The organism is Ensifer sp. ENS09 (assembly GCF_014852425.1).
GTDB lineage: Bacteria > Pseudomonadota > Alphaproteobacteria > Rhizobiales > Rhizobiaceae > Ensifer.
On sequence record NZ_JACVBP010000003.1, the window covers coordinates 146,242 to 159,993 of the forward strand.

Genomic DNA, 13,752 nt, shown 5'->3' on the forward strand with positions numbered 1-13,752 from the left:
AGTCTTCCTGAGTGGTCAGCCCGCCAAATATTCTCGTAGTAGCAGGCGTGCGCGGTGCAGTCGCGCCTTCACCGCCTGTCGCGAAAGATGAAGCGTCGTGGCGATCTCGTCGATCGTCATCTCCTGGAGGTCGCGCATCAGAGCGACGTCTCGATACTGCGGCGGCAGTGCCTCGAACGCCGCTGCAAGATCGAGACGCAGCACGTGTTCCGGCCGCTGCACCAGGCTTGTTTCAAGCGCGTCTTCATCGATGGCGGCGACCAAACCGCTGCGTCGGGCGAGCCTCAGGCACTCCCGCCGGACCACGCTGAACAACCAGTTCGACAGGGTCGCGAGTGCCCGGATTGCGCCGACATGGCGCGACAGAAGCCAGAGCGTCTCCTGCGTCGCATCGTCGACATCGGCGGTGCGGCAAGTTGCCCGGGCGTAGCGGCGAATGTCAGGCTGGGTCCGCTCGAGCAGCCGGACGATCGCATTGCGATCGCCGTGGCGGGCGGCTTCGAACGTTTCGGTCGTCACCGCCTTGGTGTTCATGGCTTGCTCCGATCGTGGAGCCCGGCAACGGCGCAGGCCGGGCAGTAGCCGATGAGGCCGGTGAGGACGAAGGTGAGGGTCGATACGCCCACCAGCAGGGCGATCCAACCACTCAGGAAACTGTATGCCAGCACAGCGGCACCGATCCCAAGGCCAATCCGCACTGTCTGCTGCGCTCTACCGATATTCTTGCGAAAAAATGCCATGCAACACCTCCGGTGCAAAACCGAGACCCGTCGTCTCAGTCATAAGAGGCGCCGAACCCGAAAAAGGATTCGCGGCGGCACGATATTTTTTTCGCGAGGGGTCCGGCGGCGACAAATTCTAGCGGCGCCGTCCCTGCCGATCCCGTCGGCCAAACGCCGCTCGGTTGCTGGCCGTCTCTTGACGCCGCCCGACGAGCGTCTGCGGGCCCTCGATCCGGATTGTCTCGCCTGCTGGCGGGCGATCCGGCTTCCCAACGGAGATTTCTGTTCGATGAAACGAATACTGGTGGCCCTGGTTGCAATGATTGCGCCGATTGCCATGGCTGAGGCTCATGCCGAGCCGCTTTCAAGTGCCTTGGCGAAGGCTTACCGCAACAATCCGACGCTCAATGCAGCGCGCGCCGGAGCACGGGCGAGCGCGTACGACGTCGACATCGCCCGGTCGGCGATGCATCCAAGAATCGCCTGGCGCAGTGGGATCGGCTACGATTCGAGCGCGGCCACCAATCGCGGCACGTTTGGCATCGTGCTCGACCAGACGCTCTTCGACGGACTGCAGACGACCAATAATGTCGAGGTCAACAAGGCGCGGCAGCGCGCCGCCGAGGAGAACACGCGCAACACCGAGCAAAACATCCTGTTCGAGGCGACCGAGGCCTATATGGACGTGGTGCTGGCGCGCCGCATCGTTGTGCTGCGCAAGCAGGATCTCGATTTCCTCAAGGAACTCACGCGATCCGAGATCGCCCGCCAGCAGGCCGGCGAACGCACCCGAACGAACATCGCGCAGGCCGAGGCACGCCGCGCCGCGGCCGAGGCGGAACTGAGCCTCGCTTATGCCGAAGCCAAGCGCGTCCAGGCGACCTACAGGCAGATCATCGGCGACGAACCGGGCAAGCTCACGGGCGGAAAAGTTCCCGTGAAAATGCTGCCCGCCAATCTCGATAAGGCGCTGGCGATCGCCGCCAAGCAGCATCCCGCTCTTTTGGCGAAACGGCACCTCGCCGAAGGCGCCGTGTTCAATGTCGCCGTCAGCGAGGGAAAGCTCCTGCCGACCGTGAAGGGCTCGATCGGGATCGGCAGAGGTGAACGCAACAGCGCGCTCGACGCAATGGCGTTCGATGGATCGGCGACCGAGCAAAAGGCGGGCATCGAGCTCAAGGTACCCATTTATCAGAGAGGGAAGGTGGAGGCCGAGATACGGCGCTCGAAGGAAGACCTTGGCAAATCGAACTTCACCGTCGACGTTCAGCACGCCGAAGTACAGGCGAAGGCGGCCTCGGCCTGGGCGCAATACCAGGGAGCCCTTGCGACCGCGTCCGCCAACCGTGCATCCGTCAAAGCGGCAACAATGGCCAAGGACGGCATGATGGCAGAACAAGCAATCGGCCAGCGCACCTTCCTCGACGTACTCGAAGCCCAAGCTGAATTGATCAAGGCCCAGGTAAGACTCGCCAATGCCGAGCGCGACACGGTGGTCGGAGGTTACCGAATCCTTTCCGCCATCGGCAAGCTCGGCGCCAAGGACTTAGGGCTTGTGGCCCGACGTGCGGATACCGAGGCGCGCTGAACGGCTCGCCGATGTTACGCCGTGGCCTTGGCCGCGGCGGACGGGCTGGACGCGTGTTTCGTGATCGACCGCCTATCCAAATGTCTCGATACCCTCTGTCAGATCATACCAGCTGTGCCGGCGCGAGGCCCAGAAGATGGCGGCCGGCGGCGGGAAGTCCGGATCGGCAAAGCAGCCCGCGGAGATCACCACCGCGTCCGCCAGTGCCTCCGCTTCCATGTAGACGAGCGTTCCGCATGTCGGGCAGAAGGTCTGGTCCACCCAGCGGCCGGCGTCGCTGCCGCGTCGCCATACCCGGCGTTCCCCTTCGATGGCGATGGTCGCCCTGGAATATCGGGCGCGGTAGGCGAAGCCCGATCCCGTCGCGCGCTGGCATTCCAGGCACGCGCAGGCGTAAACGCGGGCAGGGGCGTCGCTAACGGTCACCTTCAGACCGCCGCAGGCACAGCTTGCCGTTCTCTTGCCGGCGCGTTCCGTGTCCTGCGGCCGTCCATTGTCTTGCCGGCGCTCGCTTGTGGTCATGGCGCATACCTCGCCAAGACCACGAGTTCATCCAGCGGATAACTTGCTGCAAATATCCGGGCGCGCGCGGGGCCAGTGCGCCCACCGCCTGCAACACCTATATTGATCATGAACGACAACTCCGATTGAAAGCTGCCGTCTAATAGGAGCGGTTTTCGGAGCCTGTAAATTACGCACTTTAAAGTAAGCGGTAAGCCGGAAGTGGAGCATGGCGCGTGAAACGGTTGCAGCAGGATGAATGTGGCTTTGCATCGGCGCTGAATGCCATCGGCGGCAAATGGAAGACGCTCATATTGTGGGAGGTCAACATCGAGCCGCGCCGGTTCGGCGAATTGCGACGGCTCCTCCCGGGGATCAGTGAAAAGGTGCTGACGCAGCAACTTCGCGAAATGGAAGCCGATTGCCTGGTTCGCCGCGAAGCTTTCCCGGGCGCCGTCCAAAGGGTCGAGTATTCGGTGACGGAGTTTGGCAAGACCCTCAACGACGCGGTCACGGTCCTGTCGGCCTGGGGCAGGGAACATGAGGCAAGGCTTGCCGCAAAGGGCGAAGGACGCGGCGACGTCGGTTCACGGATCCCCGCCGACGATGAGACTGTTATCGTTGCGTGATGAGGTGGGTCGGTTCCAGCGGAGACCGCGCTGCGGGATGGAGTGTCCTGCCGTATGCGGCGGCCAGGGATGCATTTGACCGCCGCCGCACTCCTTGTACAACTCCACAGGCTGGAAAGCTCAGGTCTCCCTGCCAGGCCTGTGTGTATGAGCCAAGCTACGAGTCGTAATGCTCGGGCATTTCCTTGAGTTGATCCTTGGTCCACGTCGTCACGGCGTGGACGTCGCCGTCTTCGTCACGCATGAAATCGAGATCGGCAAGCGGCACGGCCACGGGTTTTGCGCCGATGCCCAGGAAGCCGCCGACGTCGATGATGACGGTGCTCGCCGTACCGACGCCGTGGATGTGGTCGACCGTGCCGACCTTATCGTCGTCCGCTCCGTAAACGGTCGCCCCTTCCAAAATCGCCGGCGTCAGTTCGGTGGCTGCGAGGCGTACGTGACCAGTGTGATCCATCTTCGTTGCTCCTTTGACTTCACACGGGGAGAACCGATTTGAGCGCAAACGGTTCCATCGCGACGTCACAGGCGCGGGGGCAGTGGATCATCGTCGAAAGCGCGGGCAGCCGTTTTCAGAACGGATGGGAATGTCGCGTCATCGCCGTGCCGGCGGCGGGCCGACGGAGTTGCGGATCACCAGGTCGGGTCGCAGCAGGATTTCCGTTTCGGAGGCTGCGCGGTCCGAGAGCAGCTCCAGAAGCAGCGCCATTGCGTGCTTGCCGATGGCGGTGCGGGGCTGGCGTATGGTTGTCAGCGAAGGCGTCATGAAACTTGCTTGCGGGACATCATCGAAGCCGGTGACGGAAAAATCGTCGGGGATATCGTAGCCGCGGGCGCGCAGGCCAAGCGTCACGCCAAGCGCGGTCTGGTCGTTGACGCACATGAAGGCGGTCGGCAGGTCGTCGCGCATGAACAGCTGCTCGAGCGCCAGCCTGCCACTTTCCACGGTGCCGTCCCCTTCCATGATCAGGCGCCGATTGATGGCGATATCGGCGGCCGCAAGCCCGGCTTCATATCCTTGCCGCCGCCGACCATAGGCGAGGCGGGTGTTGGAATCGCCGATGAAAGCGATGCGCCGGTGCCCTTCGGAGATGAGCAGGTCGACGACCTTGCGCGCACCCTCGACGTCATCGACCCCGACATAGGGGATGCCGCCGTTGAAGACCGGCTCGAAGACGCCGACCGTCGGCGGCAGGCGGGCCGTCAGCGTCTGATGGCCAAAGGGAAGGATACCCGTAAACAGGATCATGCCCGCGGCCTGGTTGGAATTGAAGAATTTCAGATATTCGAGGCCACGCTGGGCGTCGTTCTGCGTGTGGCCGATCAGCACGCCGTAACCATGGGCGCGCGCTTCGTTTTCGAGACCCACCAGAATGCTGGAGAAGTTCGGGTCGCCGATATCGGGCGCGACCACGAGGATCATGTTCGAGCGGCCGAGCCGCAGGCTGCGCGCCATCGCATTGGGTGTGTAGCCGGTGATCGCGATCGCCTGGTTAACCTTGAGGCGGGTCGATTTGGCAACCTTTTCCGGCATGTGGATGGCCCGCGATACGGTCGCGATCGACACCTCGGCGATGCGTGCGACGTCTTCAATGGTTGCGGGCTGGGAATTGGACACGCTTGGCCTCGGAATTTGCTGCGTGGACGTTACACAGGTTCGCCCGACGGTCAAACGAAGAAGCCAAAAAAATTGTCGAGCAAGCATGATGTAAACCTTTACATCGGCGAGTGTAAAGGTTTACATCATTGAAATAGCGGTGGAGGCCGCAGGGAGGGGATAATGAGCACGGAGCATGTCGACGGGGCTCCCGTCGTACTGTCGGCGCGCCGCATCAGCAAGTCGTTCAGCGGCGTGCAGGTGCTTTTCAGCGTCGATTTCGAGCTTCGCCAGGGCGAGATTCATGCGCTCATGGGCGAGAACGGCGCTGGCAAATCCACGCTGGTGAAGATCCTGTCGGGATTCGAACAGCCGACCTCGGGAGAGATCCTTCTCGACGGCAAGTCGACGAAGCTGCCGGCCAATGGTGCGGCCGAAGCGCTCGGCATCGTCATCATCCACCAGGAATTCAATCTGGCCGAACATCTGACCGTCACAGAGAGCCTGTTTCTCGGCCGCGAGGTAACCCGTTTCGGCGTGCTCGACCGCAAGTTCATGCGCGCCGAGACCCGTCGTGTGCTCGATCTCCTCGGTTCGCATGTCGATGAGAGCGCGATGATCGGGTCGCTGTCGATCGCCGAGAAGCAGATGGTCGAGATCGCCAAGGCCATCAGCCGCGATGCGCGCGTCGTGTTCATGGACGAGCCGACGGCCGTACTGTCGCGCGAGGAGACGAACTTCCTGTTCCGATTGGTGCGCAAGCTGCGCGACAAGGGAACGAGCTTCGTCTTCGTGTCTCACAAGCTCGACGAGGTGATGGAACTGACCGATCGCGTGACGGTGCTGCGCGACGGCCAGTGGATCAAGACGTCGCCGACATCCATTCTCGATGGCGAGGCAATTGCCCAGCTGATGGTCGGGCGCGAACTGTCGAGCCTCTATCCCGCCAAGAACGAGCCCGATGTCGACGAAGAGGTGGTTCTGCGGGTCGATGCCATTTCGACCGGCTATGTTCGCGACGCAAGCTTCGATGTCCGTCGCGGCGAAGTCCTTGGCTTTTCCGGCATGATCGGCTCGGGCCGGACGGAGCTGATGGAGGCGATTGTCGGCTTGCGTGCGCGCACGGCCGGCGAGGTGCTGGTTCGCGGCGAGCCTGTGCCATCCGGTGACGTCCATGCGGCCAACAAGGCCGGTCTTGCCTATATGACCAAGGACCGCAAGGCCAAGGGTCTGCTGCTCAATGCCGGCATGATGGCGAACCTGACGCTGCAATCGCTCGGCCGGCACAGCCGTCTTGGCTATCTCGACCCCGGCAGCGAAGAGGCAGCCCTCGTCAAGGCGCGCCGTCGTTTCGACATTCGCGTGCGGGACGACAGGATCGTCGCGGGGCGCATGTCCGGCGGCAATCAGCAGAAGCTGCTTCTCGCCAAGGTCATGGAAACCGACCCCAGCATCATCATCATCGATGAGCCGACGCGGGGCATCGACGTCGGCACGAAACAGCAGATCTATCATTTCATCTCGGCGCTCGCCCGGGACGGCCGCTCGATCATCGTCGTCTCCTCCGAGATGCCGGAGATCATCGGTCTTTGCAGTCGCGTCGCGGTCATGCGGGAAGGCCATATAGCCGGCATTCTCGAAGGCGACGAGATCTCCGAACAGGAGATCATGCGCTACGCCGCAGGTTTGAAGAAAAAGACGGCGGCTTGAGCCGCGTCAGCGGCGCGGCCGCCGGCAACGACAACAACAAGAATCCCGACAGATGGGGGAGGTTCGATTGGACATGAGCGTGAACCAGGAAGGCAGCCAGGAAGCCATCCGCCGCCGCAGCTGGCGTGACATCGATCTGAGGGCCGTGGCGCCGTTCGTTGCGCTGGCGTTGCTTCTCCTGGTCGGCGCGCTGGTCAATCCCAACTTCATCAGCATCACCAACCTCGCCAATGTCGCGACCCGAAGCGCCTTCATTGCCATTATCGCGGTTGGCGCGACCTTCGTGATTTCATCCGGGGATCTCGACCTCTCCGTGGGCGCCATGGTCGCCTTCATCGCCAGCCTGATGATCCTGTTCATGAACTCCGGCGTCATCGCCGATCCGGTGCTCATGCTCCTGGCGGCAATTCTCTTCGCCATCGTCGCTGGTGCACTCTGTGGCCTCACCAACGGCCTCATCACGACCGTCGGCAAAATCGAGCCCTTCATCGCCACACTCGGCACCATGGGCATCTATCGCGGGCTGACGACCTGGCTCTCGCAGGGCGGCGCCATCACGCTCAAGGAACCTGAGCTTCAGGAAATGTATCGGCCGGCCTATTTCGGCACGATCGCCGGCGTGCCGGTTCCGATCGTCGTCATCCTTGCGGTGACTGCTGTTGCTGCCTTTATCCTCTACCGTACGCGCTACGGCCGCCACGTCGTTGCCGTTGGCTCCAATCGCGACGTTGCCCGCTACTCGGGCATCTCCGTTAATCGCGTGCGCACCATCGCCTTCGTCATTCAAGGGCTCTGTGTGGCGGTCGCCGTTCTCCTCTACGTGCCGCGCCTCGGCTCGACTTCGGCGACGACAGGCATTCTGTGGGAGCTGCAGGCGATCACCGCCGTCGTCGTCGGCGGCACGGCGCTCAAAGGCGGTGCGGGCCGCGTCTGGGGTACGATCTGCGGCGCGTTCATCCTCGAGTTGGTCGGCAACATCATGCTGCTCTCCAACTTCATCAGCGAATACCTGATCGGTGCCATCCAGGGCGCGATCATCATCATTGCGATGCTCGTCCAGCGCTCGCTGGTGCGGAAGTCGTGAGACGGCCGGGCCTACAGGTCTCCCGGCCTTGAACAGGCTGACCTGAAATTTGGGAGGAACTTAATGAACAAGAAGCTATTCGGCCTGACCCTTGCGGCGATGACCGCCTTTGCCGGCGTGTCGCACGCGCAGGAGGAAAAGAAGGTAACCATCGGCGTGTCGATCCCGGCTGCCGACCATGGCTGGACGGCCGGTGTGGTATTCCATGCCGAACGGGTCGCCAAGATCCTGATGGAGCGCAATCCCGGCCTGAATGTGATCGTCAAGACCTCGCCGGATCCGGCAAGCCAAGCCAATGCCGTGCAGGATCTGGAGACGCAGGGGATCGACGCGCTCGTCATCCTGCCGACCGATCCGGATCCGCTGGTCAACGCCATCAAGGAAGTGAAGGGCAAGGGGACCTTCGTCGCTCTCGTCGACCGTGCGCCGAGCGTCAACGACAACTCGGTGCGTGACCTCTACGTTGCCGGCAACAACCCGGCGCTTGGCCAGGTTGCCGGCGAATACATCAAGGCTACGACGCCGGAAGCGGAAGTCGTCGTCATCCGCGGCCTGCCGATCCCGATCGACCAGCAGCGCCAGGACGGCTTCGACAAGGGCATCGAAGGCTCCAAGGTCAAGGTTCTCGACCGCCAGTACGGCAACTGGAACCGCGACGACGCCTTCAAGGTCATGCAGGATTACCTGACCAAGTACCCGAAGATCGATGTTGTCTGGTGCCAGGACGACGACATGGCCGTCGGCGTGCTGCAGGCGATCGAGCAGGCCAAGCGCACCGACATCCAGTATGTCGTTGCCGGCGCCGGCTCGAAGGAAATGATCAAGAAGGTCATGGACGGCGACAAGATGATCCCGGTCGACGTGCTCTATCCGCCGGCAATGGTCGGCACGGCACTCGAAATGACCGTCGCCAACTTCTACGGCCAGGTTCCGGTTCGCGGCGTCTACACGATCGATGCAACGCTCGTGACCAAGGACAATGCGAAGGACTTCTACTTCCCGGATTCGCCGTTCTGATTAAGCTTCATGCGAAGGCGGCCCGCGATTTGCGGGCCGTCATCAGCTTCACAAACTCTAAAAATGTTGCCTCGCGGAATGCTGTCTTTCCGGCCGTTTAATTGCATTAGCGTCCTGTTGAATTTCACCCTCACTCGTCATAAAACTGTCACATAGCCGCCTAACCCTCACTTGGCCTCCAGTCAGTTCAATATGTGAACGATGATGCAAACATGCGCTGTGTCACGTCTGTCATCTGACGTGATTGCCGTTTCCGACGCTGAGCCGGTCGTCGTCGACCAGGCTGGTGCGATCTGCTTTCGCAAGGAAGCGGATGGGGACCGGTTTGAAGTGCTGCTCATTTGCGGCCGCACCACCGGGCTCTGGGGCATTCCCAAAGGGCACCTGGAATATGGCGAAGACACCCTTCGCGCTGCCGTCCGGGAGGCGTTCGAAGAGGCTGGCGTCATCGGAACGGCGTTGACCGGCGAAATCGGCGGCTACACCTACAGCAAGGTCGGCAAGACCGCCGTTTATCACGTCCAGGTTCACCTGATCGCCGTTGCGTCGATGGCGCCCGACTTTCCGGAAAAAGGTGCGCGCACGATGCGGTGGGTGCCGGCATCCCTTGCGGCGTCGCTTGTCGGACAGCCTGGCCTTAGAACCCTCCTCACCGAACGGCTGGGCGAGCGTGGAGACGACAACCTCGCGCGTTGCGCCGGTTAGTCACGTGCGGTCCCGCCTGCGGCGCAGTTCGGCGGCGATCATGGCCTCGTCGCGCCGAAGACTGAGGTGCTGCGCGGCCGTCATGCCGTCCTTCCACACGGACATCGCGCCCGCCTCCTTGCCCTCCAGCCAGAGTGATACGCCCGACCAAAGCGCAAGCTGCGGCACGCCGATCGGGAAAGCTCGGGCATAACGTTTGAGCTCGCGCAGCGCTTGGCCCTCCCATCGTGGCCATTCCTCGTAAGCATGGGCGAGCCCGGCTTCCCGGCCGCGCAGGAAAACCTCGGCGGCGCCGGAGATGCCGACCAAGGTGCTGTGGGACGAGGGCCGGCGCATCAATTTTACCAGTTGCAAGGTTTCAGCGGCCGCCTGGACGCTCTCCGCATGCCGTCCGGTGCGCGCGAGCGCCAGTGCAAGGGCGCCTTTCGCCGATATTTGTGCCGCCAGATCGACCGACCCGAGCATTGCCGAGGTGATTAGTCGGAGAATGTCGACCGCCTCGCGCGGCTGATCCGTGTGCAGCACGCACAACGCCTTGCAGCGCAACGCCCAGATTTCCTGCTGGATGTTGCCGGCATTCTGCGCGCGCGAGAGCAGGGCGGTCGTCGTCGGTTCGAGCGCGGCCTGCTCGCCGCGATAATAGAGGGACCAGAAGCGCATGCCCTGGGCATTGCACCACCGCAATTGATCGCCGGCCCGAAGGCAGAACTGCTGGCCCTGCTCCAGCCTTGCGTCCACCCCCGCCCATTCGCCGCGCCCGAGCTGCCAGAGCGCGTCGAGATTGCAGACATGCGCATGGATGGCGGTGTCTGCCAGCTCGGTCGCGATCCGCTCGGCCCTTTCCATGAAATAGCGGCACCCCGAGCGCCAGCCCATCATCCCGAAGCCGCAGCCGAGCTGCGAGGCGGCAACCGCCATTTCGATCGTCCGTCCGGTCCGTTCCGCGCGCGCGACCGCGCCGACGAGATTGCACATTCCGCGGGTGAAGCGCAGCTCGAAGTAATCCACCAGCGCTGCCTGGTTCAGGCAACGCGCCATTTCCCTCTCCCAGGACAACCGGTCCTCGCGGTGGGCAAGCTTCGCCGTTTCGGGCAGCATCTGCTGCACCGCAAGCCGCAGGCTGCGGGCGGCAAGCCGCATCAGGGTCGCGGACGAAGAGACAGGGACCGGTTGGCCGGCTGCCTTCAGCGCGTTCCTGACGGCAATGCCCTGTGCGTGAATGTCGCCGCGGCTGTAGTGCGCCTCGGCCAGCTTGCGCCGCCAGCGAACCGCCTGCAGCCGCTGTTCCGGCGTCCAGTCCTGCGGCTTCGGCTCGTGCGCCATGCAAATGCCGAGAAAGGACTCGACCTCCCGGAAGGCGCCGACCTGCAGCGCTCTGGCCGCCGCCAGATCCGCATATTTTACGACCTTCTCCTTGTTGTCCGCCGCCTCGAAATGCTGGACGAGAACGGCCAGATCCCCACCCATCGCCTCGATGCGGCTGCGCTCCAGCCAGTGGGCGAGCGATGCGTGAAGACGGCTGCGCAGGTCGCCCGGCATCGATCCGTAGACCACGTCGCGCGTCTGGTCGTGGCGGAACTCGTAGCTTCCGGCTTGACCGAGCCGGCGCACAAGATGGGCATCGACCAGCCTTTCGACGGCGGAGCCGAGCCCTTCTGCGTTCAGCTCGTCCTTCAGCAACGCCTCCAACTCGGCAAAGGTGAACGAGCGCCCAATGACGGCCGCCGCCTTGATCACGTCCTGCGATATCGAGTCGAGGCGATCGACCCGCTCCCGGATGACGCGCTCGACGCCCTCGAAATACTGCAGGTCCTCGAGCGGGCGGATCGAGCGCCAGAGGCCGTCGCGCACGGCGATCAGGCCTTCGCTCTTCAGCGTCAGCGCGATCTCCTCGGCAAAGAAGGGGTTGCCTCCGGCGAGGGCGGCGACCCTGCGCGCGAGTTCCTGTTGCGGCGGCACCTCGCCAAGTGTGCGCGATACGAGTTCGCAAACGGTACCATCGTCGAGTTCTTCAAGTTCGAGGATGCGGTAGCGTCGGGCCGGCTCCTCCGCCTCGGTCCCGGTCTCGCCTGCCGCCTCGACCCGTCGGCGCAATTGCTTCAGATCCTCGGGCACCTCTTCGGAGCGCACGCAAAGCACCAGCAGCAGCGACGGCACGGAGCCGAGCACCCATTCGACCAGTCGCCAGGAGGCAGAATCCAGCCACTGGCTGTCTTCGAGCACGAGGGCGAACGGGCGAGGCGCCAGGACGCCGAGGATATCGCCGAGAAGGCGCATGGTCGCATCGGCGCGGTGGGCGCCCTCCAGGTGGCGCGTTCCCTCGTTCTGCTCGATCTCGATCGCGAGCAGGTCGTTGAGGAGGGGCAGGCGGTCGGCGATCCATGACGCCGTGCGGATGCGCGCGGTGATGCTTTCGAGCAGGACGATGCCATCGCTTTCGGCAGGCAGTCCCAACAGCGTTTCAAGGACGCGCCGCCAGGCCAGAAGCGAGCTTCGCCGGTCGTCCCGTTCGGCCAGCGTCACGGCGATCGCAACGCCGGCTGCGTGAAGATTGTCGGTAAAGGTGGCCGCCAGCCTGCTCTTGCCGATGCCCGGTTCGCCCAGGATGACGACAAGGCGGCTCGATCCGCCGCGCGTCTCCTCGAAAGCATGCTGCAGGAAGGCGAGTTCCCGCTCGCGGCCGATCAGCGTTGTTGCGGGCAGGGCCCGCGACCGCGGTTCGAGGGGACGAAAGACGGGCGCCACGTCGCCCAGGCCCGCCAATTGGACGGTTCCGCGTTGCTCGAAATCGAAGGATGTCCGGCTTGCCCTTTCGGTCGGCGCATCGCACAGCACATCATTGGAGACGGTCGTGACGAGGCGCGCGGCGCGATTGACCGGCGTGCCGAGAACCATCAGCTGCCGACGGCGCGCGCTGCCGACCACGCGAAACAGGGCCTCGCCCGTCGCCACGCCGACCGAGACGGCAAGCCCCATCTCGGCGATGTGGCGACCGATGGCGCGGGCGGCATCCACGGCGCGGGCCGGGTCGTCGCGGTGAAACGTCCCGCGTGTCCCGAAAACACAGAGATAGACGAGCCCCTTGTCGTCGAAGAGCAGCTCGCCCGGCGGGCCGCCGCACCGGTGCGAAATCGCCTGAAGCGTGACGCAGAGGTTCTGGTGCCGGACGAGCGCCTGGGCATCCTGGTGCTGGAGACCGATGATCCGCACGAAAACGACGGACACCGGCCTGATCTCCGCAAGCGTGTCGAGCCGCGCATCGCGACGGAGATTGCCTTCGGCCGAGGTTTTGGGGGATGGGGGTTCTCTTGCCGGGTTCGTCGGCGAGGGGCCAAGCAATTCCTGAAGCTGCATCGGAAGGAACGCGACGAGCCATTCGTGCGCGATTAGCGCGTGCGCTGGTGCGACGACGGGCGCACGCGTTTCGTCGTCATCAGTCAGCGTCTTTGCCGCCTCTGGCGACAGAACGACTTCCCAGCGGTGGGCGAGTGTCTGCGCGCTTGCCGCCTGGACGACGGCATCACCCCCGGCGACAAGGTTCCATACCGGCTGGCCGCCGATGGCAGCCGCCCAGAGTTGCCCGGCGCCGATACCGATATGCAGCGTCGGTCCGATTTCGCCTGCGCCCGGATCTCGCCGCTCGCGGCTCTCCTTGCAGATAGCCTCGGCGCACTCGGCCGCATTTTTGACCGCGCGCGCCAGACCCGTTTCGTCGGCGGGCCAATAGGCCAGCAGCGAGTCGCCCGCAAAGAGGAGGACTTCACCGCCGCGGTCGCAGATATGGTCGGCACAGCGCGCATAGGAAAGGCCGAGCAGCTTCGGGATCTGCACCAGCCCTTCCTTGCCGCGTCGCGCCAGTTGCTCGACGAGGGCCGTATAGCGCGACACGTCGACAAAGATCACGGCAGCCGGAAACTCGACCGCCGCCGGCCGCTCTCCGTCAGAGCCGTAAAGTCGGCCAAGCAGGTTCAGCGGCAAAAACCCTTCGAGCGATTTTGCGACCTTCTCCATGTTTCCTTCGCGCGGTGATTGATCACGAAATGCGCGAAACAGGGGCTCTTTTCGCGCAGAAGTGCATTTATCCCTCGCCGATTTGCTGACTCTCGCATATTATTTAGCAATCGCTAAGAGGGCTAGCCGACTTCGATGGATCGGCATTGGCGGAAACCGCACACGCTTCGGATTTTTGCATTCTTCCC

12 protein-coding genes are annotated in these 13,752 nt (G+C 63.5%); 6 read left to right on the forward strand and 6 right to left on the reverse strand.

All coding sequences use genetic code 11. The annotated features are described in order from the left end of the window. Window positions 1-15: 15 nt before the first annotated feature. Window positions 16-534, reverse strand: coding sequence for an RNA polymerase sigma factor (locus tag IB267_RS15685; protein ID WP_192448444.1), 519 nt, complete (start codon window positions 532-534; stop codon window positions 16-18). Then, window positions 531-740, reverse strand: coding sequence for a DUF2892 domain-containing protein (locus tag IB267_RS15690; protein WP_192448445.1), 210 nt, complete (start codon window positions 738-740; stop codon window positions 531-533). Before IB267_RS15690 ends, IB267_RS15685 begins: the two co-directional genes overlap by 4 nt. Between IB267_RS15690 and IB267_RS15695 the strand changes: the two genes are divergently transcribed. Then, complete coding sequence (locus tag IB267_RS15695; RefSeq protein ID WP_192448446.1) at window positions 724-2,310, forward strand: TolC family outer membrane protein; 1,587 nt, start codon at window positions 724-726, stop codon at window positions 2,308-2,310. The genes IB267_RS15690 and IB267_RS15695 overlap by 17 nt on opposite strands. Window positions 2,311-2,382: 72 nt before the next feature. Here IB267_RS15695 and IB267_RS15700 read toward each other — a convergent pair whose 3' ends face one another. After that, complete coding sequence (locus tag IB267_RS15700) at window positions 2,383-2,832, reverse strand: GFA family protein (protein WP_192448447.1); 450 nt, start codon at window positions 2,830-2,832, stop codon at window positions 2,383-2,385. A gap of 215 nt (window positions 2,833-3,047) precedes the next feature. Here IB267_RS15700 and IB267_RS15705 point away from each other — a divergent pair, with 215 nt between their 5' ends. Continuing rightward, window positions 3,048-3,440: a helix-turn-helix domain-containing protein gene (locus IB267_RS15705; protein ID WP_192448448.1), complete on the forward strand. Its 393-nt coding sequence runs from the start codon at window positions 3,048-3,050 to the stop codon at window positions 3,438-3,440. 157 nt (window positions 3,441-3,597) lie between these two features. Here IB267_RS15705 and IB267_RS15710 read toward each other — a convergent pair whose 3' ends face one another. Next, the gene (locus IB267_RS15710; RefSeq protein WP_043612058.1) at window positions 3,598-3,897 is read right to left on the reverse strand and encodes a PRC-barrel domain-containing protein; all 300 of its coding nucleotides are present in this window, start codon (window positions 3,895-3,897) and stop codon (window positions 3,598-3,600) included. Between the two features lie 138 nt (window positions 3,898-4,035). Continuing rightward, window positions 4,036-5,058 carry a LacI family DNA-binding transcriptional regulator gene (locus IB267_RS15715; RefSeq protein WP_043612055.1) on the reverse strand — a complete coding sequence of 341 codons (1,023 nt, stop codon included), beginning with the start codon at window positions 5,056-5,058 and terminating at the stop codon, window positions 4,036-4,038. Between the two features lie 162 nt (window positions 5,059-5,220). Here IB267_RS15715 and IB267_RS15720 point away from each other — a divergent pair, with 162 nt between their 5' ends. The 4 genes from IB267_RS15720 to IB267_RS15735 all read left to right on the forward strand — a co-directional run bounded on the left by IB267_RS15720 (window position 5,221) and on the right by IB267_RS15735 (window position 9,553). Further along, window positions 5,221-6,747 (forward strand): sugar ABC transporter ATP-binding protein, encoded by a 1,527-nt coding sequence (locus IB267_RS15720; protein WP_043612053.1) that lies wholly within the window; start codon window positions 5,221-5,223, stop codon window positions 6,745-6,747. 73 nt (window positions 6,748-6,820) lie between these two features. Beyond that, window positions 6,821-7,831, forward strand: coding sequence for an ABC transporter permease (locus IB267_RS15725; protein WP_043612051.1), 1,011 nt, complete (start codon window positions 6,821-6,823; stop codon window positions 7,829-7,831). Window positions 7,832-7,894: 63 nt separating this feature from the next. Next, window positions 7,895-8,848, forward strand: a complete 954-nt coding sequence (locus IB267_RS15730) for a substrate-binding domain-containing protein (protein ID WP_043612049.1) — start codon at window positions 7,895-7,897, stop codon at window positions 8,846-8,848. A 219-nt stretch (window positions 8,849-9,067) separates the two neighbouring features. After that, window positions 9,068-9,553 carry an NUDIX hydrolase gene (locus tag IB267_RS15735; protein WP_192448449.1) on the forward strand — a complete coding sequence of 162 codons (486 nt, stop codon included), beginning with the start codon at window positions 9,068-9,070 and terminating at the stop codon, window positions 9,551-9,553. Here the strand turns inward: IB267_RS15735 and IB267_RS15740 are convergent, their stop codons facing one another. Next, a complete protein-coding gene (locus tag IB267_RS15740) occupies window positions 9,554-13,564 on the reverse strand; it encodes an AAA family ATPase (protein ID WP_192448450.1) in 4,011 nt (1,336 codons plus the stop codon). Window positions 13,565-13,752: the final 188 nt, after the last annotated feature.